This window comes from Bacillus pumilus, from assembly GCF_900186955.1.
GTDB classification, from domain to species: Bacteria; Bacillota; Bacilli; order Bacillales; family Bacillaceae; genus Bacillus; species Bacillus pumilus.
This window is the reverse complement of the sequence record NZ_LT906438.1, coordinates 1,018,982-1,044,504: the sequence shown is the minus strand read 5'-3', so window position 1 is coordinate 1,044,504 and position 25,523 is coordinate 1,018,982. Positions and strand designations below refer to the sequence as shown.

At 40.8% G+C, this 25,523-nt stretch carries 28 protein-coding genes; 12 read left to right on the top strand and 16 right to left on the bottom strand.

From position 1 onward, the window contains the following. Positions 1-24 precede the first annotated feature (24 nt). Positions 25-162, top strand: coding sequence for a protein YhfH (yhfH, locus tag CKW02_RS05185; protein WP_008359029.1), 138 nt, complete (start codon positions 25-27; stop codon positions 160-162). Positions 163-501: 339 nt separating this feature from the next. Further along, on the top strand, positions 502-1,791 hold the full coding sequence (locus CKW02_RS05180) for a glutamate/proton symporter GltT (RefSeq protein WP_003211494.1): 1,290 nt from the start codon (positions 502-504) through the stop codon (positions 1,789-1,791). A 33-nt stretch (positions 1,792-1,824) separates the two neighbouring features. Here CKW02_RS05180 and CKW02_RS05175 read toward each other — a convergent pair whose 3' ends face one another. The 7 genes from CKW02_RS05175 to CKW02_RS05145 form a co-directional block, all read right to left on the bottom strand. Beyond that, complete coding sequence (locus CKW02_RS05175) at positions 1,825-2,874, bottom strand: M42 family metallopeptidase (protein ID WP_003212389.1); 1,050 nt, start codon at positions 2,872-2,874, stop codon at positions 1,825-1,827. Positions 2,875-2,992: 118 nt separating this feature from the next. Further along, positions 2,993-5,302, bottom strand: a complete 2,310-nt coding sequence (locus tag CKW02_RS05170) for a YhgE/Pip domain-containing protein (protein WP_003210783.1) — start codon at positions 5,300-5,302, stop codon at positions 2,993-2,995. Between the two features lie 63 nt (positions 5,303-5,365). Then, positions 5,366-5,944 (bottom strand): TetR/AcrR family transcriptional regulator, encoded by a 579-nt coding sequence (locus tag CKW02_RS05165; RefSeq protein WP_034620016.1) that lies wholly within the window; start codon positions 5,942-5,944, stop codon positions 5,366-5,368. 175 nt (positions 5,945-6,119) lie between these two features. After that, entirely contained in the window at positions 6,120-7,532 is a 1,413-nt protein-coding gene (gene hemY, locus CKW02_RS05160; RefSeq protein ID WP_003212385.1) for a protoporphyrinogen oxidase, read from the bottom strand. 22 nt (positions 7,533-7,554) lie between these two features. Continuing rightward, positions 7,555-8,493: a ferrochelatase gene (gene hemH, locus CKW02_RS05155; protein WP_003211288.1), complete on the bottom strand. Its 939-nt coding sequence runs from the start codon at positions 8,491-8,493 to the stop codon at positions 7,555-7,557. A gap of 32 nt (positions 8,494-8,525) precedes the next feature. Further along, a complete protein-coding gene (hemE, locus tag CKW02_RS05150) occupies positions 8,526-9,584 on the bottom strand; it encodes a uroporphyrinogen decarboxylase (protein WP_003211982.1) in 1,059 nt (352 codons plus the stop codon). 124 nt (positions 9,585-9,708) lie between these two features. Further along, positions 9,709-11,844, bottom strand: a complete 2,136-nt coding sequence (locus CKW02_RS05145) for a transglycosylase domain-containing protein (RefSeq protein WP_003211131.1) — start codon at positions 11,842-11,844, stop codon at positions 9,709-9,711. A gap of 127 nt (positions 11,845-11,971) precedes the next feature. On the opposite strand from CKW02_RS05145, the gene CKW02_RS05140 reads away from it, so the two are divergent. Continuing rightward, positions 11,972-12,457, top strand: a complete 486-nt coding sequence (locus CKW02_RS05140) for an antibiotic biosynthesis monooxygenase family protein (protein WP_003211655.1) — start codon at positions 11,972-11,974, stop codon at positions 12,455-12,457. A gap of 499 nt (positions 12,458-12,956) precedes the next feature. Beyond that, positions 12,957-14,144: a M20 family metallopeptidase gene (locus tag CKW02_RS05130; RefSeq protein WP_003212031.1), complete on the top strand. Its 1,188-nt coding sequence runs from the start codon at positions 12,957-12,959 to the stop codon at positions 14,142-14,144. Positions 14,145-14,356: 212 nt separating this feature from the next. Here the strand turns inward: CKW02_RS05130 and CKW02_RS05125 are convergent, their stop codons facing one another. From CKW02_RS05125 to CKW02_RS05115, 3 genes are read right to left on the bottom strand one after another with little or no spacing between them, the layout of a single operon-like run. Further along, positions 14,357-15,064: an EcsC family protein gene (locus CKW02_RS05125; protein WP_095117778.1), complete on the bottom strand. Its 708-nt coding sequence runs from the start codon at positions 15,062-15,064 to the stop codon at positions 14,357-14,359. Between the two features lie 53 nt (positions 15,065-15,117). Further along, the gene (locus tag CKW02_RS05120) at positions 15,118-16,338 is read right to left on the bottom strand and encodes an ABC transporter permease (RefSeq protein ID WP_003211703.1); all 1,221 of its coding nucleotides are present in this window, start codon (positions 16,336-16,338) and stop codon (positions 15,118-15,120) included. Next, a complete protein-coding gene (locus tag CKW02_RS05115; protein ID WP_003212171.1) occupies positions 16,331-17,071 on the bottom strand; it encodes an ABC transporter ATP-binding protein in 741 nt (246 codons plus the stop codon). The genes CKW02_RS05120 and CKW02_RS05115 overlap by 8 nt, the downstream gene beginning before the upstream one ends. A gap of 487 nt (positions 17,072-17,558) precedes the next feature. Between CKW02_RS05115 and CKW02_RS05110 the strand changes: the two genes are divergently transcribed. The 3 genes from CKW02_RS05110 (at position 17,559) to CKW02_RS05100 (ending at position 19,870) form a co-directional block, all read left to right on the top strand. Beyond that, on the top strand, positions 17,559-17,987 hold the full coding sequence (locus tag CKW02_RS05110) for an HIT family protein (RefSeq protein WP_003212458.1): 429 nt from the start codon (positions 17,559-17,561) through the stop codon (positions 17,985-17,987). 159 nt (positions 17,988-18,146) lie between these two features. After that, positions 18,147-19,226: a 3-phosphoserine/phosphohydroxythreonine transaminase gene (gene serC, locus CKW02_RS05105; RefSeq protein WP_003210828.1), complete on the top strand. Its 1,080-nt coding sequence runs from the start codon at positions 18,147-18,149 to the stop codon at positions 19,224-19,226. Between the two features lie 125 nt (positions 19,227-19,351). Further along, complete coding sequence (locus CKW02_RS05100) at positions 19,352-19,870, top strand: tryptophan transporter (RefSeq protein WP_003212065.1); 519 nt, start codon at positions 19,352-19,354, stop codon at positions 19,868-19,870. Positions 19,871-19,919: 49 nt separating this feature from the next. Here CKW02_RS05100 and CKW02_RS05095 read toward each other — a convergent pair whose 3' ends face one another. Then, entirely contained in the window at positions 19,920-20,111 is a 192-nt protein-coding gene (locus CKW02_RS05095; protein ID WP_003211362.1) for a membrane protein YhzF, read from the bottom strand. Between the two features lie 128 nt (positions 20,112-20,239). Between CKW02_RS05095 and CKW02_RS05090 the strand changes: the two genes are divergently transcribed. Both CKW02_RS05090 and CKW02_RS05085 read left to right on the top strand, forming a co-directional pair. Beyond that, entirely contained in the window at positions 20,240-20,596 is a 357-nt protein-coding gene (locus tag CKW02_RS05090) for a YtxH domain-containing protein (protein ID WP_003211935.1), read from the top strand. Positions 20,597-20,783: 187 nt separating this feature from the next. Continuing rightward, positions 20,784-21,407: an HTH-type transcriptional regulator Hpr gene (locus tag CKW02_RS05085; RefSeq protein ID WP_095117777.1), complete on the top strand. Its 624-nt coding sequence runs from the start codon at positions 20,784-20,786 to the stop codon at positions 21,405-21,407. On the opposite strand, the gene CKW02_RS05080 is transcribed toward CKW02_RS05085, so the two are convergent. Further along, positions 21,382-21,729 carry a YhaI family protein gene (locus CKW02_RS05080; protein WP_003211697.1) on the bottom strand — a complete coding sequence of 116 codons (348 nt, stop codon included), beginning with the start codon at positions 21,727-21,729 and terminating at the stop codon, positions 21,382-21,384. The genes CKW02_RS05085 and CKW02_RS05080 overlap by 26 nt on opposite strands. Before the next feature lie 233 nt (positions 21,730-21,962). Between CKW02_RS05080 and CKW02_RS05075 the strand changes: the two genes are divergently transcribed. Continuing rightward, a complete protein-coding gene (locus CKW02_RS05075; RefSeq protein ID WP_003210901.1) occupies positions 21,963-22,481 on the top strand; it encodes a DUF3267 domain-containing protein in 519 nt (172 codons plus the stop codon). 82 nt (positions 22,482-22,563) lie between these two features. Continuing rightward, positions 22,564-22,749, top strand: coding sequence for a hypothetical protein (locus tag CKW02_RS20430; protein ID WP_072368131.1), 186 nt, complete (start codon positions 22,564-22,566; stop codon positions 22,747-22,749). Positions 22,750-22,802: 53 nt separating this feature from the next. Here the strand turns inward: CKW02_RS20430 and CKW02_RS05065 are convergent, their stop codons facing one another. Beyond that, the gene (locus tag CKW02_RS05065; RefSeq protein ID WP_017360317.1) at positions 22,803-22,892 is read right to left on the bottom strand and encodes a YjcZ family sporulation protein; all 90 of its coding nucleotides are present in this window, start codon (positions 22,890-22,892) and stop codon (positions 22,803-22,805) included. A 150-nt stretch (positions 22,893-23,042) separates the two neighbouring features. Beyond that, positions 23,043-23,129, bottom strand: a complete 87-nt coding sequence (locus CKW02_RS05060; RefSeq protein WP_008361129.1) for a YjcZ family sporulation protein — start codon at positions 23,127-23,129, stop codon at positions 23,043-23,045. Positions 23,130-23,290: 161 nt separating this feature from the next. On the opposite strand from CKW02_RS05060, the gene CKW02_RS05055 reads away from it, so the two are divergent. Beyond that, a complete protein-coding gene (locus tag CKW02_RS05055) occupies positions 23,291-24,175 on the top strand; it encodes a peptidylprolyl isomerase (RefSeq protein WP_003211354.1) in 885 nt (294 codons plus the stop codon). A gap of 53 nt (positions 24,176-24,228) precedes the next feature. On the opposite strand, the gene CKW02_RS05050 is transcribed toward CKW02_RS05055, so the two are convergent. Both CKW02_RS05050 and yhaM read right to left on the bottom strand, forming a co-directional pair. Further along, the gene (locus CKW02_RS05050; RefSeq protein WP_003211592.1) at positions 24,229-24,459 is read right to left on the bottom strand and encodes a sporulation YhaL family protein; all 231 of its coding nucleotides are present in this window, start codon (positions 24,457-24,459) and stop codon (positions 24,229-24,231) included. Positions 24,460-24,573: 114 nt separating this feature from the next. Next, a complete protein-coding gene (yhaM, locus tag CKW02_RS05045; RefSeq protein WP_003211952.1) occupies positions 24,574-25,518 on the bottom strand; it encodes a 3'-5' exoribonuclease YhaM in 945 nt (314 codons plus the stop codon). Positions 25,519-25,523: the final 5 nt, after the last annotated feature.

Genomic DNA, 25,523 nt, shown 5'->3' with positions numbered 1-25,523 from the left:
ACAAAACGTATTGGAGGATGACAAATGCTAGGAAAAATCACAGAATTTTTTAGAAATTTGCCTTCAAAAAAATGCACAAAATGTGGAAATGATTTAATGGAACAACACGAGTGTTACGGTAATGAATGTGAGGAATGCTCACAAGTAAGTTATCTTAAATAAGGTAATAAATTGAATTAAAAAGCACTTTTTTCCTCCGTCGTCAGTTGGAGTCAAAAGTGCTTTTTATTTTTTCTGAAAAATAGGTAAAAAGGTAAAACCCTTGTCCTAAAAGGGTTTTTTAGTATTTTCATCTGATGAGTTTTAGTTCCGAAGGCACTTTTTATTGACTTGAATCAATAAAGGAGGTTCTAAATGTTCATTTTTTCAAACAATTTTGTATTTTCTTAATATAATCTAATCGTGGACGAACCTCTTTAATTTTAGTTATACTTTATTTCATATATTAAAACTTAATATGATGGGAATATTCCTTTAATGAATATGCTAGGGAGGAAATCTATGAAAAAATTAAAATTTGGATTAGCGACACAAATCCTAATCGGTCTTATTCTCGGTGTCGTTGTTGGGGCAATCTTTTTCGGTAACCCAGGCGTTGAGACTTATTTAAAACCAATTGGAGACTTCTTCTTAAGACTCATTAAGATGATTGTTATACCAATTGTCGTATCTAGCTTAATTTTAGGAGTTGCAGGTGCCGGTGATGGTAAAAAGGTAGGGAAGCTTGGTTTTAGAACCATTCTTTATTTTGAAATTATCACAACATTTGCGATTATCCTTGGTCTTGTGCTTGCTAACTTTGTTCAACCTGGTGCAGGCGTTGACTTTGGAAATACGGAAAAACAAGATATTAGCCAGTATGTTGAAACGGAAAAAGAGCAAAGCAGCAAATCAGTTGCTGATACGTTCCTTCATATCGTTCCAACGAACTTCTTCCAATCATTGGCGGAAGGTGATTTGCTTGCGATTATTTTCTTCACTGTGCTATTTGCTCTTGGCGTTTCTGCCATTGGTGAACGCGGCAAACCAGTGCTCGCCTTCTTTGAAGGTGTATCACACGCCATGTTCCATGTCGTCAATGTTGTGATGAAAGCTGCACCATTTGGTGTCTTCGCACTCATTGGCGTGACTGTATCAAAATTTGGTCTTGAATCTCTTATTTCATTAGGTAAGCTTGTAGGTCTTGTTTATTTTGCGCTCGCTCTCTTCCTTATCGTTGTATTCGGAATTATTGGAAAGATGATTGGCGTCAATATTTTCAGATTTCTTGCTTACATGAAAGACGAAATGCTTCTTGCCTTTAGTACATCAAGCTCTGAAACAGTTTTACCAAGAGTCATGGATAAAATGGAGCGCATTGGATGTCCGAAGGGAATTGTTTCTTTTGTTATCCCAATCGGTTATACGTTTAACCTGGACGGCTCCGTCTTGTATCAAGCGATTGCTGCGCTTTTCCTTGCACAGGTATACGGCATTGACCTCACGATCGTCCAGCAGCTCACACTTGTTCTTGTGCTGATGGTGACATCTAAAGGAATGGCTGCCGTTCCTGGTACGTCCTTTGTTGTATTACTCGCCACATTAGGAACGATTGGTGTTCCTGCTGAAGGTCTTGCATTTATTGCAGGTGTGGATCGTATCATGGATATGGCGCGAACAGTTGTTAACTTAACAGGAAATGCACTTGCAGCTGTTGTGATGTCTAAATGGGAAGGGCAATATGACCCTGAAAAAGGACATCGCGTGATGACTGGACAAGATGTACCTGAACCGACACAGCTTTCAAGCTAATGAAAAAGAACCCCGATAAATGGGGTTCTTTTTTTATACTGTGATTAAGGATGATTGCACGTAGTGATAAAGAAGATTCGCTGTATGGACAAGGGAATCTTCATGCGTTCGTTCAAAAGCATGCGAGGAATCGATCCCTGGACCAATCAGTCCATGAATGATATCATGCCCTGCTCGAATCGCTGCTGATGCATCAGAGCCGTAATAAGGGTAAATATCTAAACGGTAATCTATGTTGTTCTCTTCTGCTAATGCAGCTAAATGCTTGCGTAATCCATAATGATAAGGACCGCTTGAGTCCTTCACACAAATAGACACGCTGTATTCATCTGTTGATTGACCATCGCCGATCGCTCCCATATCGACAGCAAGATATTCCACCGTTTCTTCTGGAATATTGGAGTTACCGCCGTAGCCAATCTCTTCATTATTGGAAATTAAGAAGTGCGTCGTATGCGGCAGTGTGATATTTTCCTTTTGAATGCGGTGGATGAGTCGTAGCAAAAGCGCTACACTTGCCTTGTCATCAAGGTGTCTTGATTTAATAAAACCTGATGAAGTCACTTCCACTCTAGGATCAAATGAGATAAAGTCCCCTACTTGAATCCCAAGTGCTTTGACATCGTCTGCATTTTTCACCTTTTCATCGAGACGAATCTCCATATTTTCTTGGTTTCGTTTTGCTTTTCCAGCATCCGCATAGACATGAACGGACGTTTGATGCATAAGAATAGTACCTGTGTATGTATGACCTGTTGCTGTTTCAATTTCACAATATTCGCCTTCAATTGAGTTATATTGAAAGCCTCCAATGAGTGCAAGACGAAGCCGTCCATTTGATTTAATTTCCTTTACCATTGCACCGAGCGTATCGACATGTGCTGTCAGCATGCGGTGTTCCTTGTCATCAGTTCCTTTAATAGTAGCAATTAAGCCGCCCTTACGATTTCGTTTTGTCTCAATATTTACATCTTGTAAAAAGCGTTCAACAAAGCCGATCACCTTTTCTGTATTCCCTGACGGACTTGGGATCGATACGAGCTTTTGAATTAGCTGAACGGTTTCGTTTACTTCAGTAGTCATTCGGCATTTCCTCCTTTGTGTGAAAGCAATTCCTTCCATTAAAATATATCGCTTCGGGTTCAAGATGTCTAATTTCAAATCAAAAATCCTTCCTCTATCAAGAGAAAGGATTCATTGATTAAGCTTCGTCTTGTTTCATTTTTCTTACGTTCCAAGCAAAGTATGCAGTTGTTGCCGCCATCATGATGATCGCAACTGTACCGAGAATCGCTGCTTGGTGCCATAAATAGCTGTCATCACCGCTTGCAATGATCGTTCTAAATCCATTGATTGTATACGTCATTGGAAGCAGACTATGAATGACTTGGAAGAACTTCGGCACAAGCTCAAGCGGGAATGTACCAGCACTTGCTGCGAGCTGAAGAACTAAGATAATGACGGCAATGAAGCGTCCTGGGTTCCCCATTGTTGTTGCTAGCAGCTGAATAATCGCTAAGAATGTCAGACTGACGACGATCGCAAAGAGATAGAAGCGCCAGAGGCTTTCCACCTCAAGACCAAGCCCAAAGATGAGCATCGTACTTGCAATGACTGCTTGAAGGATACCCACAAGTAGAAGCACGCTATATTTGCTGACAAACCATTCAAACGCATTTCTAGGGCGGCCAGCAGGGTCTTTCATTGGGAATACGACGGTGAGCATTAGAGCCCCAACAAAGAGTCCCATGGATAAAATATAAGGCGTGAGCCCTGTTCCATAATTATCAATCTTCTTCGCTGTATCATTTTCTGTTTTAACTGGGCTAGCAATCATATTGTAATTGTCTTGCCCCGCATCAATTTCACCTGTATCATCTGCAGCGCTTTTCAATTTATTGGACAGCTTACCTGTACCGCTTTTTAAATCTCCCAATCCTTTATCAAGCGATTTTGAGCCTTCGGCAAGCTTAGATGTATTGCTTTGGATATTTGTTGAACCACTTTCCAGCTTATTTAACGCTGCGCTCAGCTGGCTTGATCCATTCGCAAGCTTATCCGCACCGCTTTTCGCTGTATCAAGCTTTCCATTTGCTGTTTGCAGGCCATCTTGTAATTGGCCTTGACCTGTTTGAAGCTTCAGTGCACCTTGATACAATTTATTCGTACCAGACGTCATTTGGTCGATCGCATTTTGTATCGCAACTGTAGATGTGTACAGCTGTTCTGTTTTCTCTGGCAGCTGTTTGATTTGCTGCAGCTGCGCTTTTGCAGATGCAACTGCTTGTTGAACCTCACTTGCATCAGGCAGTTCCTGCAAGGCCGCTAAGCTTTGTTCGAGTCCAGACAGATCAGGCAGTTCGATTTTAGGCAGACTGTTCAGCTGATCCATTGCCGCCTTTTTCTCATCATCTGTCATAGAGCTGTTTTGGATAATGCTTTTTACTTTAGCATCTCGATTTGATAGTGCTTCTTTTAATGAAGCAAGTTTTGTACTGAACGTTTTTGCGTCTTCTTTCACCTGATCGAGTTTAGGCGCCATCTTCTCTAAATTCGCTAATTCTGGTGACGACAAGACTTTTTCTACTGCTGCAATTTTTTCCGAAAAGGATTGGGCTTTGTTGTTTAGCTGCTCAATGCCTGCTGTGAATTGCGGCATTTTAGAAGCGAGCTGCTGATGTCCTTCTCGGCTTGTGTTTAATCCTTCGGTTAATGTATCAATTCCTGTACCAAGCTCTCCAAATTTCTGATCAATGGTTTGATAGCCTGTTAGGAGCTGACCAAGCCCACTGTCTAGAGACTGTATGCCTGTGTTCAGTTCACCCATTTTCCCTGCGAACTGATGAACACCTTCGCTATAGGTTAACGTACCTTCAGCCAATTTGGCTAAGTTGTCTTTTAATTTCGTACTGCCATCTTTTGCGCTTTTTGTTCCGTCATCAATTTTCTTCGCGCCATCGCTTGCTTGATCTAATCCTTTTGCAATCGTTTTGAAGTTATCAAAGATGACCTCGGCGTAATTTTTTGTGACTTCTTTTGAAACCGAATCTTTTAATTTGATAATGGCATTATTCGCAATTTGTGACGCCGCATAGTTGGCGCCTGGATTCGTATAATATTTCAGATTCGATTTTTTCGGATGTTTATCTAGCACTGTACTTGCATTTTTCGAGAAATTCTTTGGTATTTCCACCACGAGGTAATAGTCCTCGTTATTTAATCCTTTTATAGCCTTTTCATGACTATCGACAAAGTTCCATTTGAAATTATCGTTTTTCTTTAATTCCTTTACTAAATCATCGCCGACTTGAAGGGTTTTCCCGTCATAATGACTGCCTTCATCCAAGTTGACAACCGCTACAGGCAATTGATCAACTGTACCATAAGGGTCCCAGTATGCTTTTAAAAATACACCACTGTAAATCAGCGGAATAAATAAGACAGCTAAAATCGGGATCAGTAGTTTTTTGCTCGTTACAATGTCCTTCCATTGATTCCGAATTAAATTCATTGCTGTTTTCCTCCCATAGATGAATGACTAAATATAAAATTTGGTCATTTGAACTCAAAAAAATTATGTTGTTGCAGATAGTCCTTTTAAGACATAAAGCTCCAGCGATTCGGCTACCTCTTCTTTTGTTAAAGGCTCGTATCGCTTTTCCCAATCAAAAATCAGTGCAATATATAGTTTCACCATCACAAATGCAGTCAATTCAGGATCACAAGGCTTAATGTCGCCTTTATCCATCGCTTCTTGCACTTTCATTTTGATATAGCGAATGATCATCTGCTCCATTTTTTCGATCATTTCCTTGACCGCTGACGTGCCAAGCTCTGCATTTTCCTGAAAAATCTTAATTGTGAGCTGGTGGTTTTTTCGAAATTCTAAAATTGCAAAGAGTGCTAAGTGAAGGTTTTCAGAGAAACTATTCTTCTCATCAATTGCCTCATCCGCAATTTTCCTCATCTCTAGTAAAAGGGATGTGAAAATTTCATCAAACAACTCTTCTTTGTTTTTGAAAAATGTATAAATGGTTCCTTTTCCGACGTTGGCAAGCTTTGCCACAAGGTCCATTGTGGTCGCTTTATACCCGAATTGAGTAAATGCTTTCGTCGCACCATCTAAAATCATTTGTCTCCTATCAACACTCATGATCTCACTCCCGAAATGACTATTTGAACGTTTTGGTCATTAAGTACAGAAAGTAATATACCATATCCTTTTCCCCAGATGCAACAACTTTGTTCACATTTATGATTCCCAACTCTTTTTGAATGATTCGAACATGAAAAACTCCCTTTCCATGACAGAAAAGGGAGTTGTTTTTTTATGAAAATAGGTACGATAAAGCCTCTGAGATGGCGGCTTTTCCTTGATCAATACAATCAGGGATTCCAACACCTTCAAAAGCAGCACCTGTGATATAAACACCAGGATATGATTGCTTAAACGTTTCTCGCATGTTCGAAATAGCTTTCTGATGACCGACGTGATATTGCGGCATACTTGTCTTCCAGCGAGTCACTGTCGTCAATTCTGGATCTGCTTTAATATCCATGATTTTCTTTAAATCTTCTAGCACGATGCTGACGATTTGACTGTCTGACTGCTCGACAATCGATTCGTCACCAGCTTTTCCGACATACGCACGCAATAGCGTTTTTCCTTTCGGAGCGGTATGCGGCCACTTTTTGTTTGTCCACGTACAGGCCGTAATAGAGAAATCACTGTTTCTTGAGATAACAAAACCAGTGCCGTCATATTCATTATGAACATCCTCTTCTTTAAAACCGAGTGCTACTGTTGCAACAGAAGTAGAGGTCATGTCATGCAAATACTCTAGCCCTGCTTCTTTAGGAAACATGGAATAAATCGATTGATGCGGCGTCGTGACAATGGCTGAATCGGCAAAAAGCGTTTGACCGCTGTCTAATTGCACACCATAGCCTCCATCCGTTTTTTCAATCTGTTTTACTTTTGTCCCTTTATACACCTTTGTCAGCTTGAGCTTACTTTCTACTGCTTCCACAAGCGACTGCAACCCTTGATTGATCGTTTGGAACTGTCCTTGTTTTTTCGCAGTCACCTGCTGCGCTTTCGCATGCTGCTGTGATTTTTTCATCCCAAGAATCAAACTGCGATGCTGCTGTTCTGTTTGATAAAATTGCGGGAAGGTGGACATTAAGCTCAGGCGGTCAATATCCCCTGCATAAATGCCTGATAGAAGCGGTTCAATTAAATTCTCAACGACCTCATCACCCACACGTCTTCTAAAAAATTCACCAAGCGACTGATCTTCGGTCTGCTTGCTTTTTGGCAACACGAAATCCATCGCCGCTCTTGCTTTTCCCGCAACTGAAAAAAGACCAGTTGTAATAAATGGGCTGATTTGAGTTGGAATGCCCATAACAGCACCTTTTGGCATCGGGTGAAGCTTTTCATTGACCAGTACATACGCTTGCCCAGTTTCATTATTGACGAGCTGATCGGACAGACCGACATCCTTTGCAAGCTGCGGCCCACTGACCTTTCTTTCTAAAAATGAATCAGGTCCACGTTCAATGATGTAGCCGTCTTTATATAATGTTTGTATTTTTCCACCTAGCCTAGGGCTCGCTTCAATAAGTGATATTTGAATCGGAAGACCTTTTTCTTCGACTTCCTTTTCCAAATAGAAGGCGGCGGCTAAACCAGTGATGCCACCGCCAATGATGACAAGGTGTTTTTGATTGTCATGCATAGGATCGCCTTCTTTTATATGATTACTTGCTTTCGTCAAGCTTCTTTAATACGACTGTTGCCAGAGCATCAATAAATGCTGGTTTCGCATTTGGCATTTCTGGACGATAGTAGGCTGCACCAATTTCATCTGTGACGACTTTACATTCATAATCGTTGTCGTATAACACTTCAAGATGATCAGCGACAAAACCAACAGGCACATACACGAATGTTTGATAGCCTTTTTGTTCAAATAAGTCCCGCGTTAAGTCTTGTACGTCTGGTCCAAGCCATGGATCCGGCGTATTGCCTTCACTTTGCCAGCCAATTTCATAGTGTTCAATTCCCGCACCTTCTGCAATCATTTTGGCAGATTGTGCGAGCTGATCAGGATATGGATCTCCTGCTGCAATAATTTTTTCAGGAAGGCTGTGTGCAGACACAATAAGTACCGCGGAATCTCTTTCCTCTTGACTCATGGATGCATACGTATCCTTCACTTGCTTCACCCAATAGTCCACAAACTTCGGCTCATCGTACCAGCTTTCAACAGACGTAATCTGTAGATTGCCAAGCTTGTCTGCCTCATCTTGTGCACGTTTGTTATATGATTTCACACTAAAGGTAGAGAAATGCGGCGCTAAAACGATACTCACAGCTTCTGTCATGCCGTCCTTGTGCATGTCAGCAACTGCATCCTCTATGAAAGGCTCGATATGTTTTAAGCCAATGTACACATGAAATTCAATGTCGTCTTGAATGTCATTCAAGTGATCACACAAACCATGTGCCTGCTGCTCTGTAATTTTTGATAAAGGAGAAATACCGCCGATTGCCTTGTAGCGATCCTTTAAATCTTGCAGCATTTCCGGCTCCGGCTTTCTGCCTCTACGAATATGTGTATAATAACGCTCAATGTCTTCTTCTTTATATGGGGTGCCATATGCCATGACAAGAAGCCCCATTTTCTTTTTCTCCACAACCAACACTCCTTCAGATCAATTGAAATAGTTTAGATGGATGATTTTTTATGTGTAGCTGAATAGTCGTGAATAAAATCGGTCAGCTTCTTTAACGTATCTGGTGAAACATCTGGAAATACCCCATGACCTAGGTTAAAGATGAAGTGATCTGATTTCATCCCTTGATCTAATATGTCTTTTGCTCTTTCTTCAATGACTTCCCAAGGAGAAAGTAAGATCGTTGGATCAAGATTTCCTTGTAACGTTTTTGTGAGCCCTTCTTTTCGCGCTTCGTCTACACTCATACGCCAATCAAGTCCAACGACGTCTAGCGGCAGGTCATGCCAATCTTTCACAAGATGGCTTGCACCAACTCCGTACATGATCATTGGTACATTTTCACTCTTCAACTCTGTGAAAATTCGCTGCATGACAGGTTTAATGAATGTCCGGTAATCCGCTGCATTTAAAGCGCCCACCCATGAGTCGAAGATTTGAAACGCACTGACCCCTGCTTTTACCTGCGCGCGTATGTACGTGATCGTCATATCAGCTAATTTGTTCATGAGCAGCATCCATGTCTCAGGCTCACTGTACATGAGCGCTTTTGTTTTATGATAGTTTTTAGATGGACCGCCTTCAATCATATAGCTAGCCATCGTAAATGGTGCACCAGCAAAACCGATGAGCGGTACATTCAGCTGCTCCTTCGTTAAAAGCTGAATGGTGTCAAGCACATATGGCAGGTCTTCTTCAGGATGAAGTTCCCCAAGACGTTCGATATCTGCTTTTGTCCGAATCGGTGAATCAATGACAGGTCCAATGCCATTTTTAATTTCAACGTCCACTCCAATAGCTGGAAGCGGGGTCATAATATCTTTATATAAAATCGCGGCATCTACACCATATTGTTCTACAGGAAGTCGTGTTACATAAGCACATAGCTCTGGCTGATGCGTAATTTCAAATAGCCCGTACTTTTCTTTAAGGGCACGATATTCAGGCTGTGAGCGTCCTGCCTGCCTCATATACCAAACTGGTACATGGTCTGTTTTTTCCCCTTTGCACGCCTTTAAGAACGTGTCATTAAAAGCCTTCGTTTTTCCCATTACCTTTCATTCCACCTTTCGCCTTACACTCTCTTTGTATAAGGCTCAAACACTGCTTTTACTATACCGCTTTTTCAAGGCACGGTATACTAAACCGGCTCATTGTTCAAAAAATCGCCGAATATTAACGTCCAAAAGCCTCTGGCTTGACATATGGACTGCCTTCTCCTTCTTCTTGCGTTTGGGTATTATATGGAACCACCTTATACTCCGCATCTGAAAACACATTGGCATACGGCATTGTGTAGCTGCCTACGCCTGTCACTGAATCGATCAGCGTCTCGTTTCCATTCCTCTTTTCATAAATACGGTATTCAACGCGTTTATCCTCTTGCTTCTCCCAAGACAGCTCTAATGTAAACAATCCTTTGATTTTAAACACATAGCGGGCTTCAAATCCAGAAAGTCCTTCTAAATGAATTGGTGCTTGAAGTTCTTTAATCCCCTCTGGTTTTTTAAACGTTTCATTCGTTATTTGGGCTGCCGTTAAAATATCCTTAAACAGCTGCACTGGGTATTGACTTCCGCCAGTTAAATAGTGACTGTTATCGGTTTTGTCATACCCCATCCAAATCGCACCCGTTGTACTTGGCGTATAGCCGGTAAACCAAGCATCTTTTGTTGCACCCTTCACACCTGAATATGTGGTTGTGCCAGTTTTACCTGCTAAATCTCCAGCATATGAACCGCTCTGGGCTGTTCCGCCTTTGACGACTTGCTGCAGCATTCTTGTCATATTCCAAGCATTCTGCACGCTAAACACTCGTTCTGGCTTACTACGATTTTTCTCTACCGTTTCTCCTTCATCATTGGTGATTTTCTGAATGAAGAAAGGCTTTTGATATACGCCTTCGTTTGCAAATGTGTGGAAAGCTCCTGCGATTTGAAGTGGAGAAACCCCTTTTTCTAAACCGCCAAGCGCCATGGCAAGTCCTTGATCCGAAATATCGATTCCCATTTTCTCGAGATATGTTTTTGAAGTATCAATACCTAGCTGGCTTAATGTCCACACCGCTGCTGTATTCTTACTTTTCATGAGGGCCTCCACCATCGTGACCTTGCCTTCATACTGTCCATCGTAATTCTTTGGTGAATAACCGTCATAGCTTTTTTCTTCGTCTTCAAGCAGGGAATAAGGTCGGAATTTTTTCTCCTGCAGCGCAGGTCCATATACCGCGATTGGCTTGAAAACAGATCCAGGCTGTCTAACAGCGGTCACCCTGTTATAACCCCTCGCTTGATATTCTCGTCCTCCAATTGCTGCTTTTACTCCGCCTGACTCATTATCAATAAAGATGGCACTGCTTTCAGGAGAACCGCTTTTTCCCGGGAAATAACGGTTGTTTTTCATCGCATCGTAGGTGACCTTTTGCAGATTCATATCAATCGGAACTGTTATGGTATAACCACCTTGAAGCAATTGTTCATGTGAAATGGCATACTCTGATTCTGCTTCCTTAATGATAAGATCGACATAGCTATCGACCCAAGGCGTTTCTGATTTCTTTTTTAAATGAATGCCTAGTGTTCTCCCTTTTGCTTCTACTGTTTCTGTTGATGATAAATATCCTTGCTCATTCATTAAGTTAAGAATCGTGTCCCGTCTTTGTTTATTTTTATCAGGGTGTAAAACAGGCGAGTAAGTAGACGGCGCCTTTGGCATCGCAGCGAGTGTAGCCCCTTCGCTGACCGTTAAATCTTTCACATCTTTACTAAAGTAATAATTGGCTGCTGCTTGGATACCGTAGACGCCATGACCGAAGTAAAGCTGATTCAAATACATTTCGAGCAGCTTATCCTTTGAATAATCTCTTTCTAAATTAATTGCAATGATGACTTCTTTTGTTTTTCGCAGAAAGGTTTTGTCATTTGTGAGAAAAATATTTTTTGCGAGCTGCTGAGTAATTGTACTGCCGCCCTCTACCTTTCCACCTGCTAATATATCTCGATAAACCGCCCTTGAAATTGACTGCGCATCAATTCCATGATGCTCATAAAACCGCTTGTCCTCGACAGACACAAAGGCTTTTGCTACTTTATCAGGTACATCCTTTATTGACACAGGGTCCCGGTTTTCTGAATACATACTTGTGAGTTCTTTTCCATTCCGATCAATGATTTGGGATGAAGCGTGAAATACAAGCTTCTTTTCATCTATGACATAATGTCCTAAAAATAAAATGGTCAGATAGCCAATAAATGAGAGTACGATTGTACTTCCTGCAATGACTAATGGAATGATTATCTTCTTTTTCTTCAAATTAGGTCACCTCATTCCTTTATACGGATAGTATGGGATGTATTGCTTCATAATATGTTTTATGGATTGACTACCAAAGAATTATATATCATTCTTTTGTTATACTATCAAGCGGGAGGCGGTTTAGATGAATGTCTATATAACCTATGGAACAGCAGATTTCTTGCATAAAATCGCAAAGAAACACGATCAGGAAAATCTGCTTTATATGGTCGGAAAAGAACAAGCAGCTCTTTTCCATGAGACGGAGGGCGAGACTGTTTTTAAAGCCCCTCATGCCTATGATGTGATTTATGCGAAAGGTGAGCTAGTCCAACCTGGCTTCGTCACCTTGAATCATATCCCTGTGAAGCTTGAAAGCAGAGCACTGTTTGAATCTACTTTTCAGAAGAAGACGAACATTTCAGAACATCAGCGGGGCTTCCAGGCTCTTCGTGTTTTAAGACCGAAAAAAGATGAAGAAGTGTATTTGATTATGACACTCTGGGAATCAGAGGACTTATTTGAAGACTTTCAAGAATCAGAAGCATTCTTTCAGCCAAACGATGATACTGGCTCCATCTTCTCTCGTCCTGCTTATCTCACATCCTATCATGCCGTTACAGACAATTAAGGAAGTGCTGCTTTCAGCACTTCCTTTTTTTATGAAAAAAAGCCCAATCGCTGGGCTCTTCATTTTATCGTCGTGATGTCAGCTCGTACCGATGAATGATCGGCTGAAGTACATAGAAATTCAATAGGATCCATCCTAATAAGATCGGCCACTTCAGCATAGGTGAAGCCCCTTTCAATTGAATGAGCATCACCAATAGCGGAATCAAACAGATCATGAAAAAAATCATTTTTGATACAAAGGTTTCTTTGATTTGATGCCGACAGCTTGGACACATCATCATTTTCGTATGTGATAAATGAAACTTTTCAACGAAAGAAAACGCTTTTGAACAATTTGGACAGCTCCCCAATACAATTCCTCCCTTTCTCCGCTTCATAGCACCTTCGACTTTTATGTAAAATGACCTTTTGATGCGCATACGACATTCTCTTCTGTTGAAAGATTCTAACAATTACCATACAATCAGTAAAAGAGCATGAAGGAGGTTTTCAAATCAATGACAATATCCACTTTACAAAAAAGCATCAATGAATGTCTTGATGAACATTATGAGGAAATGGTTGAAATTAGACGCCATCTCCACATGAATCCTGAACTTTCTTTCCAGGAAGAAGAAACAGCCGCTTTCATCGCCAGCTACTATGACAGATTACATATACCAACACGTACACAGGTGGGCGGCCATGGTGTACTCGCCTTTATCGAAGGAGCTTCTTCGGGGCCGACGATTGCCCTCAGGGCTGATTTCGATGCACTTCCTATCCATGATGAAAAGGAAGTGCCTTACAAATCGACAAAGCCCGGTGTGATGCATGCCTGCGGGCACGATGGACACACAGCGACACTACTTGTCTTAGCGAAAATTTTGAATGAGCACCGTGATCAATTAAAAGGGAAAATCGTCCTCATTCATCAGCATGCGGAAGAATATGCGCCAGGCGGTGCAAAACCAATGATCGAAGATGGCTGCTTAGACGATGTCGATGTCATATTCGGGACGCATCTTTGGTCTCCAGAGCCTTGTGGCACGGTTCTTTATAAAAGCGGAAACTTTATGGCAGCTGCCGACCGCTTCTCTATCCGAGTTCAGGGGAAAGGCGGACACGGCGCCCAGCCTCACTTAACGAAAGATGCTGTACTTATCGGTTCACAAATCGTCACAAACTTGCAGCAAGTCGTTGCCCGTAAAGTCAATCCAGTTGATTCTGCTGTTGTATCTGTTGGAGGTTTTGTAGCAGAGAATGCTTTTAACGTCATTGCAGATTCTGCAGTTTTGACTGGTACTGCACGGTCCTTTGAAGAAAGTGCACGACACACCATCGAACGAGAAATTGAACAGGTCGTAAAAGGGGTGTGCGACATGCATGATGCCGGCTACACATATGAATATGTGAGAGGATATCCTGCTGTCAAAAATCATCCAAAGCCAACTGAATATATTGCTGACATCGCAAAACAAACAGATGGTGTCACAGAAGTAAAAGAAGCGGAAACCCAAATGGGCGGAGAAGATTTTGCTTACTACCTTCAGCATGTCCCTGGTACCTTCTTTTACACAGGCGCTATGCCTGAAAACAGCGAAGACGCGTATCCCCATCACCACCCGAAGTTTGATATCAACGAAAAAGCAATGCCTATCGCAGCAAAGGTACTCGCCCGTGCTGTCCTTTCCTACGATGAATAAAAAAAGCCGCTGGCAAACAGCGGCTCTAGATTAAAGACAAAGGGTTTTAGCCCTTTGTCTTCTTTTCAGTGTGATAGAAAACCTTTGCAGTCTAGGAAGGGCGAGCACTGGCGCGGAGCGAATTTAATATTCGTGAGCACCAAGCGCGCAGACCTGACAACGAATGCGAGGGTTTGTCTACACGCTGAAGCCGCTGGCAAACAGCGGCTTTTCTATTTCATTTCTTTCAACACCCGTAAGTGAAACACATGACGAGCGACATCTCCGAGCTGTCCTGTCAGATGATGATTTGCCACACCGCCAACAGCGGCTCCGACAATCGGCATTAATTGAAACAGCTTCACTAGGTCAATGTAATCTCGATACTCCTGCTGAAAGCTGTACCAATCCATTTTCTCACGGCTCGTTTCCCAATCATCAATGATGCTCATCATTTTTTGACGATGTGTACTACCAGAAAAGGCGAGTTGAAATATACAGAGCAAAAAGAGTCTTTCCTCTTTTTGAGACAAATCAAAGCCATAAATACATGCCAGTTCATAAAGACATTTCATCTTGATGCTAAGCAACAGCGGAAAGTCTGCCATACCGAGCAAAATACCACCTGCACCTGTTCCAATTCCTTCGATCGTAGCTGCTTTTTGATAGTACTTCACTTTCTCCTTTGCCAGTTCATTTCGCTCAATGATGGATAATTGCTCATCAATGACTGAAAATGAAGTGAAGTGAGATCCTGATACGGTGGATTCAACCATTGTTTTGACCGCACTTGTGATGACTTGATGAAACCTGGCAGGGATTCGGCGGTTCACCTGCTGCTGAACTCCTTTTGAAAACCGTTCGATCTTTGAAGGTTTTCTTAAAAAACGCGTTTGAAAAAGAATGGCTTCTTCATATAACTCCCGTTCAGCTGCATTCATCCGGTCCCCTCCTTGATGTCATCATACGCCCGCTGTCAGAAACATATCTCTGCTTATCGCATCTTTTTTAATCGACTGAGTACGTAAGGCTTGAAGAGGACAAGCACAAATGCCAGTGAAATCAGAAGGGCAAGTCCACTTCCCTGCCATCCTCCTGCCGGTAGTACTGAACAGCTCAGCAATATCGATTGGATGATGAGCACGTTACGGACGAGAACAAAAAAGCTCCGATCCTTTTCTTGCTGAGCAACAGGATAAAGTGCCTGTAATGAAAGATGGGCAAAGTGCTTCGTTAACGGCACAAGCTGGACACCTGTGATGAACACGGTGAACAAGACAAGCAGCGCGCCCACCCAGCCTGCTGCACCTGTATACAAAATAATCAGGACAAACACGGCCGTTAATCTAAAAACGAGACCAAAATAGTCATTTGAGCGTACAAACGCCCTCACATACATATAAGAAAAAGTTTTACGCTGGTCATACGGAACAAACTGTAAAAGCCAGTCCATATAAGCTCTTCTTTTCACCTGTTTCTTTAAATGAGGCACATCTGTAAATAAATTGGCCAAACGATAAAAACGCTGTTTTCGTTTTAATTCGTCAGAAATATGCAATTCCCATTGAAAAGGCTGCTTTTTGACTGCATTGGTTAAGTAAACGAGATAGACACCATAGATGAGATAAAAAACGATTGCGATTGCATAAGATGCCTGTAAAACGGTATAGATTAAAATCATATTCAATAGAAAACGAAGGACTGCATCAAGCCATCTCATCTGTTTTCCTTGAAAATACGTCATTCTCCATTGAATCGCTGTATTCAGACCCTTAATCAAAATCATTTGCGCCAATATAAGCACATACATCTTGATGCCGCCTGAAGACACCGCCGAATAAAGCGGAAGTGCAACAATAGATACGGCAATGAGAGGAAACAGCTGAGAAATGAAGCTAAAGTTAAAAGCTTGTTTTAAATAAGGCTCTATCTTCCCTTCCAAAGGAAGCAAAAACACGAGATCTGCTTCTTTGATCAACGTCCGCACGTAAGAGCTTGTCAGCACCAATGAGAAAACAACTGCCATGACCCAGTAGGAAGGAAAATGAGCTGGAATTTGTTTGAGCCAGTTACTATACCAGCTCGCTCCGCCTGCAAGGAAAAAAATGAGCACAATGACAAGATGATCATTGAACATGTATTTTAAATATTTTCTTGTATCTTGTATGTGTTCCGCTAACCGGGATTTCCAAATGCTTTGCGTCGTTTTACTCATAGCTTTCTTCCTTTGTTAATTCCAAATAAAGATCATCGAGTGTTGCATCTCTCATATTGAACTGTTCTCTCAGCTCTGTCAGTGTTCCTTTCGCTCTAATTTCCCCTTCGTGCAAAATAATAAAGGAATCACAATAGCGTTCAGCTGTCGCCAAGATATGCGTTGACATCAGGACACTAGCGCCGTTTTTCTTTGCAGCATTCATCCGTTCAAGCAGTGCATTAATCGCAAGAGGATCAAGCCCTAAGAACGGTTCATCGATGATATACAGTTCCGGTTCAACAAGAAACGCACACATAATCATGACCTTCTGTTTCATTCCTTTTGAAAAATGAGCAGGGAACCACTTCAAACGTTTCTCCATTCGAAATTCTTTCAGCAATGACGGCAGACGCTCATCTAATTGTTCCTTTGACAGTCCGTAAGCCATCGCTGTCAGCTCTAAATGCTCTTTTAAAGTTAATTCTTCATATAATACAGGTGTTTCTGGAATAAACGTAAATTGCGAACGATACGCCTCTTGATCATCTTGAAGGGTTCGTCCATTCAATTCAATAACACCTTTATGCGGTTTCATGAGTCCGATGATATGGCGAATGGTTGTGCTTTTCCCCGCCCCGTTTAAGCCGATGAGACCGACGATTTGATTTCTTTCTAATTCAAATGAGATATTTTTTAGAACGGGATTCTTCGTATATCCACCCGTTACATCTTTTACAGTGAGAAGGGACATGAATTCGTTCCTTTCTTTCGTTTTTCCTTTATAGTAACAAAAACGAAAGGTAATTTGAAATGTTTACCTATAGACAAGTCAAGAATAAAAAATAGGCATCTTGGTCATCATAATGTATGTAGAAGAAATGAACTTGATGACCAATAAGTAAATGAGGTGTTTGTTAAAGGCAAAGAACCGCATGACAAGTTGGTTTTTCATCTAAAAACCTTAGCTTCTGTTTTGCTTCACTGATTCTTGATTTTTGTGTCCTATACAATATGTATACGACAAACCAAAACGTCAAATGAGGTGTTTACGGCAGAAATAGCAGGCATATGAATTCTTTATTTCAGTAAATAGAGAATTCAAAAGGCATATCGAATGAAAGCATCAGCATTTCTTCTGCAGGAGCAGGATGAGCGACCAAAGGAGTTCGCTTGTCCTGTTTTCTTTTTTGCTCATTTTTGTGATACGATGAAGGAAAATGAATGAGGAGTGACATGACGTGAGCGATTGTATTTTTTGCAAGATCATTGATGGAGACATTCCATGTGCAAAAGTATATGAAGACGAGCATGTATTGGCTTTTCTAGATATTAGCCAAGTAACAAAAGGGCATACCCTTGTAATCCCAAAAATACATAAAGAAAACATCTACGAAATGACACCAGAAGTGTCTAATCACTACTTCCAAGCGATTCCGAAAATTGCAAGAGCCATCAAACAGGAATTTGAACCCATTGGATTAAACCTTTTAAACAACAACGGCGAAAAAGCCGGACAATCTGTGTTCCATTACCATATGCATATCATTCCGCGCTACGGCAAAGGCGATGGCTTTGGTGCCGTATGGAAATCACATCAAGATCAATACACGTCAGAGGATTTAAAAGAGATTTCTTCTGCCATCCACACGCGCCTTACCTCATCTTAATAGATGAGGTTTTTCTCATTTCCACCCCTTTTTATCCCCTTCATTTCTTAATAGTAAGATATTTAAAACGATTCAAATTTTTTGTCCAATTGCTTCAAATTTGTGATAGGATGGTTTTATCTTTTGATCCATTAACGCGAGAAATAGGGAGAGATTGTGATGAAGCGAACGACGAATTTTAATGCTGGTCCGGCGGCACTGCCGCTAGAAGTGCTTGAAAAAGCACAGGAAGAACTTGTTGATTTTAAACAAACTGGGATGTCTGTGATGGAGCTGTCTCATCGCAGCGGTGAATATGAAGAAGTCCACAATAAGGCAAAAGCACTGTTGGTGGAACTGATGGACATTCCTGAAGATTACGAAGTCCTCTTTTTACAGGGCGGAGCTAGCCTTCAATTTGCGATGATTCCTATGAACTTCTTACATGAAGGCGAAACGGCTCATTTCATTCAAACTGGCGCTTGGTCAGAAAAAGCATTATCAGAAGCAAAAGGGTTTGGTGAAACATCTGTGTTTGCTTCAAGTGAAGACGACAACTACTCGTATATTCCAGAAGTAGATGCCTCCGGTTTAACAGATGGCGCTTACTTACACATCACATCAAACAATACGATCTTCGGCACTCAGTGGAAAACGTTCCCTGGTACATCATTACCGCTCATTGCGGATATGTCCAGTGATATTCTCAGCAAAAAAATCGATGTTTCTCAATTTGATCTCATTTATGCTGGGGCACAAAAAAACTTAGGGCCTTCTGGTATCACGATTGTGATCGCGCGCAAACGTTTATTAGAAAAAGAGAAAAGCAGCACACCGAAAATATTAAAATATTCAACACACGCAAAAGCTGGCTCTCTTTATCACACACCACCGACTTTTGCGATTTATATGCTGTCTCTTGTCCTTGAGCATGTTAAACAGGCTGGCGGCGTAGAAGCAGCGGAAAAACGCAATGAACAAAAAGCAGGCATTCTCTACGACACAATTGATCAAAGCGGCGGTTTTTACAAAGGGCACGCACGCACTGACAGCCGGTCGCATATGAATGTCACATTTACCCTTCGTGATGATGCGCTCACTGCTTCCTTTGTAGAGAAAGCAAAGCAGGAACAAATGGTTGGACTTGCCGGCCACCGTTCTGTCGGTGGATGCAGAGCATCTATTTACAATGCGGTATCGATTGAAGACTGCCAAAAGCTTGCGGACTTTATGAAAAAGTTCCAGCAAGAAAATGAGTGAAAAAGCTTTTCTATAGAGAAATAAATTTGTTATAATAACGAGAAATATAAAGTGATGACTCTTGCAATAAATGATGAGCCATATTATTGGAGAGTTCTAAGAGCTTAGCAGAGGAGAGCATAGAAATGAAAACAAAAGAATTAGTCATTATGTCATTGCTTGCAGCAATGGGAGCTGTTTTGCATACGATTTTCCCGCCCATCTTTTTCGGAATGAAACCTGATATGATGCTGGTCATGATGTTTTTAAGCATCATCCTTTTCCCAAAGGTACAGCATGTAGTGGTTATTGCCCTCGTAACAGGCGCCATTTCTGCATTAACAACGGGTTTCCCAGGCGGACAAATTCCAAATATGATTGATAAACCAGTGACAGCCTTTATCTTCTTAGCCCTTTTCTTATCTTGCATGAAGATAAAGAACAAAGTAGTGCTGACCGCTGTATTAACTGCGATTGGAACCATCGTATCCGGCGTGATTTTCCTCTCTGCCGCATTACTGATCACTGGACTGCCAGCTGCATTACCGGCACTTCTTGTAGGCGTCGTCCTGCCAGCAGCCGTGATTAATACCATTGCCATGGTATTTGTCTTCCCAATTGCTCAGTCCATTCTCAGACGTGCAAGAATGATAGAAGTTGCTTAACAAATAATCGAACCTCTTCATAATAGATGAAGAGGTTTTTTTCATGCTTTTATAAAAGAAAAAGGGTCAGCAGCAAAATGAGGAGCGAAATTCCTGCACCTGCCGCACACACAAGTGCTTTTTGCTTTAATACATGTTTTGGTGGATAAGACCCTGCATACCCCAGCTGTCTTGCATAATGAATAGAACCACCTGTAAAAACGACACCGATACACGTAAAAACGAACAGAAAGACAGACAACCTTCTCCCCTCCCTTTTCTTCAAAAGTATGCTAAAATAAAGCAAGCTATGTATGGAAGTTCAATGAAGCTGATCGTCAGCTCAGAGAGAACATGCGAATGTGTAAAATTTGACTAGAGGTGATTTGAATGGCTAGTGGACGTTCTTTATTAACAGGATTAGTTGTAGGCGGTCTCCTCGGAGGTGCGGCAGTGCTCCTGACGACTCCCTCTTCTGGCAGAGATGTGCGCGGAAAGATGAAAGATGGCTATGACAAATTCGAAGATACGCTGACAAGATTAAAAAGAGATGGACAAGCTTTAAAAGAGCAAATTGTTGAAACAGCAAAAGAAAGCGCAGAGGTCATTAAAGAAGTCGGAACTGAATTACAAACATCGATTCAGCAATGGCGTGAAGAAATCAAGCCTCATCAGCAGGATTTGCAAAAGGAAATTCAGGAAATTGAGGAAAAGCTCAAGCAACTGGAGAAAACCTTACAAAACTAATATACTCAAGAAAAAATATTCGTTTACAAAAGTGTGCGGGGTGCGTATCCCGCACTTTTTTTGTTGAAAAAAGGTTATTTTGTCAATGTTTTTCATGAGTTTTAAAAATTCTTGAATTTTCAGCTTTATTAATCTTTATTTTATTGGCATAATAGAATTACAAGAAAAAGAGAAGTAGGTGAAATGGATGAATCATTCGGAACAGCCTTTCGATGTAAAAGAAGCACTTTTATTCAGTCAAAGAATGGCCCAATTGAGCAAAGCTCTTTGGAAATCCATTGAAAAGGACTGGCAGCAGTGGATCAAACCGTATAACCTAAATATCAATGAACATCATATTTTGTGGATTGCGTATCAATTAAAAGGAGCTTCAATATCAGAAATTGCAAAGTTTGGCGTCATGCACGTATCAACCGCGTTTAACTTCTCCAAGAAACTCGAGGAACGAGGATTTTTAAAATTTTCTAAAAAGTTAAACGATAAACGCAATACGTATATTGAGCTAACGCCAAAAGGCGAAGAGACATTCCATAAACTACTCGAAGATTATGACCCGGCAAGAACTGGTATTGTCAAAGGCGCACAGCCGCTTCATGACATTTACGGAAAGTTCCCTGAGATTTTAGAAATGATGAGTATTATTCGAAACATCTATGGTGAGGACTTCATGGAGATTTTTGAGAAATCGTTTTCAAACATTGAGAAGGACTTTTTGAATGAGCGAGGAAAAGTCACGAAAAAGTCTGAGGAACTTGAAGACTCAGCTGATGCAGCAGAAAAAGCGGCTAATAAAGCAAATCAAATTGTTTAATGATCTTTATAAATTCATTCATTAACGGCTGAAACAGCCCTTGATCACGCAATGCAAATATCGTCTCATGCACATCCAGCTTTTCAATTAACTGTCCTGCAAAAAGCGCAAGCATATCGTCAAACATGACGTAGCCTTGTGCTTTTTGCTTGTCCATTTCCTCTGAAAGCTCAGCACAAATACGCTCAATTTCCTGCGCCTCTTCTTTCGATACCCGCTGCCTGATCAATAATGCATAATATGGATAACGGCTCATATCGGTCGCCATCAGCAAAAGTTCCATATAATATTCGAGCTGGCTCATTCGTTCCTCAATACTCATGTACGTTCCCTCTTTCTCTTAGTCTTTCTATTCTAGCCGAAATTACTCATTGACGAAAGAGACGAACCTCCCTCTTCTGTCTTTTTTTCTTGAAAAATCCAAAGTTTCCTCTCTTTATTCCATGTGAACACAACATTTTATTTTTTTTCATGAAAACCATTGATTTTTATCCTCAGGAAGAGTAAATTATCTTGAGATATTCAATTAGTTTTTTAAGATTGGAAGGATGAAAAATGAATTGTTGGAAAACCATTAATCTTGAAAAGGATTATGGTTATACAAGACTGCTGATTTCAGCCATAAGTCTTGCTATACTTTTTTTCATTACGGCTTTTTTATGTTTTCAACTGACTCATCCTGAAACGAGACTAAGCAGTCACAACGCACCGCTTTTTGCGATGCTTTTACTTGTGACATTGCTTGTCCACCGCGTGGTTCACTTGATCCCAGTGATGAAAAACAAGAAAAAAATGACGCTATTTAAACGCAATTGCTGGCAGCGTGTACCAAAGAACATCATGCTTTATTCACTTCTCAGTCCATTTTGTGTGATTTCACCGGTTTACTTTGTGTTAGGTGTGGCGTTTCCAATGTATGCACACTATTTTATCATCATCGCAAGTATTCATGCAGGCTATTGTTTGCCTGACTTTTTATTTGCATGGAAACTGCTCAAAGCACCTAAATCCTGCATCATCGATCAAGCCCAAGACGAGTTTGATATTTTAGTTGACCAAACATCCTCATCATGAGGTTTTTAAAGCCAACTTCTATCTTTTTCATAAAAAATTTGGTAATGTAGTATGGGAATAGCATAGAGAGGGGGGATCTCCGATAGTTTTATTTTACTTCATCGTCTTTGCCGCGTTTATTGTGTATTCAATAAACAGGCTTACTAATACATTATGCCTTGTCAGAGAGATTCCTGAAGAACGGCAAGATAAGGTGTTTCGCTTTATCAATGTATCGATACTGATCTTACTGATCTCATCATTTGTTGAAATTACCATATCTATTTAAGATCAAAGCAAAAGCTGCCAGTTTGAGGGCAGCTTTTTGTGTATATTCATTAATTAGCAAATCCAAGATGCACCGATAATGATCAATAAGATGAATAACACGACGACTAGTGCAAAACCGCCAGCGAAGACTTCTCCTCCCATGTAAAAAACACCTCCTGCCAGTTCTTCCTCTGTTCTAAGCTCAGTGTATGCTATAAAATTGAAAACGTTTAGGCACCTGTCATCGTTTGAAAAAAGAACCGCCCGCCCGCACGCATGGCAGGACGGCTCCTTTCTGTCACAGCGATTTAATTAATAAAGATATGCTGCACCAACGATGATCAGCAAAATGAATAGCACGACCAATAAAGCAAACCCATTAGAATATCCTGCTCCCATATAATTCAGCCTCCTTTTTGTGATCACTATATGTGTATGTAGCGCGCAAATTTTTGACTAGACGAATGCCCTCCCATTTGCATTTCTTTTTACAGCGTGTCACAATATGTTATGATACAAGCAATGATAAATAAATTGGAAAGATTAGGAGTGTTTTTTGAATGAAAAAAATGGCTTTAGCAGCTGTAACAGCAGTTAGTGTTTTAACTCTTGGCGCATGCAGTAGCGGTGATAAAGATGTCATCGCAACAACAAAATCAGGAGATGTCACAAAAGAAGAGCTTTATACGACTCTTAAGAAACAAGCAGGTGGAGATGCTTTAAATCTACTTGTTCAACAAAAGGTTCTTGCTGACAAATACAAAGTATCTGATAAAGAAATTGATAAGAAAATGGAAGAATATAAAAAGACACTTGGTGAAGATCGTTTAAAACAACTTCAAGATGAATTCGGAAAAGATTACATCAAAGATCAAGTGAAATATGAGCTGCTGACTCAAAAGGCTGCCAAAGCTAACATCAAAATCACTGATAAAGAAGTAAAAGCGTATTACGATGACCTAAAAGGGAAAATCCGCGCAAGCCACATTTTAGTAGCTGATAAGAAAACAGCTGACGAAGTGGAAAAGAAATTAGATAAAGGTGAAAAATGGGATGCTGTTGTGTCTGAATATTCAACTGATACCGCTTCAGCTGCACAAGGCGGCGATGTAGGCTGGTTCGCAAAAGAAGGTCAAATGGACGAGAACTTCAGTAAAGCTGCATTCAAACTAAAAGTGAATGAAATCAGCAAACCAGTGAAATCACAATTCGGCTACCATATCATTAAAAAGACCGAAGAACGCGGTAAATACGATGACATGAAAGCAGACTTGAAAAAAGAACTACTTAATCAAAAACAAGCAGACACAAATGAAATCCAAACGATCTTAAACAAATTGGTGAAAGATGCCGATGTGAAAGTAAAAGATAAAGAACTTGAAAACACATTCAAAGAAAAGTCTCAACAACCCGCACAAAATCAACAACCACAACAAAACCAATAATCACAAAAAACCCCTCTGCCGTGATCGGGCAGAGGGATTTTTATATCACCTGATTAAGCAATCGAGTGATCTTCTTGTGCCGCCGTATCTTGGGATCTTTTCATTTGCTGCCCCTGTCGTCTGCGCTCTCTTTCTTGCTCCATTCGCTCGATAAAAATTTCTCCTTCCTTTTCAATAAAGGATTGATCAATCTCTTGCTCCTCTTTGGCCGTTGTCATTAATTTATACGCACAGAAAATAATGCCAATGATACATGCATACACCCACCATGGAAAAAACAACATTTTTTCATCGCCTCCTTTTTTTCAGAACAGCTCTCTTCCTTTGTGTTACATGCTTATGCGAGAAGAAGACAAGTTATGAAAAAAACGCCCGCATAAGCGGACGTTTTGACATGGTTATTCGTGAAAGGTTGGTTTATAAAATGAACGATTCTCTAGCGCAAAAATACGTTCTGTATATTCTCCTGGCTTCACATGCTCAAGCGCACGATCCATCATATTCATCTTCGCATCTAAATTATCAATATAGTGGAGAATTTCGGCTTCCTTCACCATTGGTGGTTTCGGGCTGCCCCACTCTCCTTTGCCGTGATGACTTAGTACTAAGTGCTGTAGAATCAGAATTTCTTCTGAATCAATGCCAAGCTCTTCAGCAGCTTTCGCAATTTCTGTCACCATAATCGAAATATGACCAATTAAATTGCCTTCCACCGTATAGGTGGTTGAGACTGGGCCTGAAAGCTCTTTGACTTTTCCTAAATCATGAAGAATGATGCCTGAATATAAAAGATCTCGATCTAGTGATGGATATAGATCCACAATTGATTTAGCCAAATGCAGCATAGACACCACGTGATAAGCAAGACCAGAGACAAATTCGTGATGGTTTTTTGTCGCTGCTGGATAGTCAGCGAATTCCTGTCCATATTTTTTCAGCAAATGTCTTGTGACACGCTGTATATTAGGGTTTTTCATATCAAAGATATATTGCATAATCGTATCCATCATATCATGTTTTGGAATAGGAGCTGTTTCGAGAAAATCATCGATTCGAATTTGCTCATTTTCAGCAACAGGGCGTATATTCCTAAGTTTCAGCTGATTCCTCCCGCGATAATGATGAATATCGCCTACTACCTTCACAATGGTTTGTGCGGCATAGGTTTGTTCATCATTCTGCTTCGCATCCCATAGTTTCGCCTCAATATCTCCACTTTGATCTTGAAGAATTAACGTTAAAAATGGTTTGCCATTACTCGCAATCCCTTTAGTAGATGATTTAATTAATAAATGCAGGTCAACTTGTTCGCCGACATCATAGGTCATGATCCCTTTAGCCATTCAAT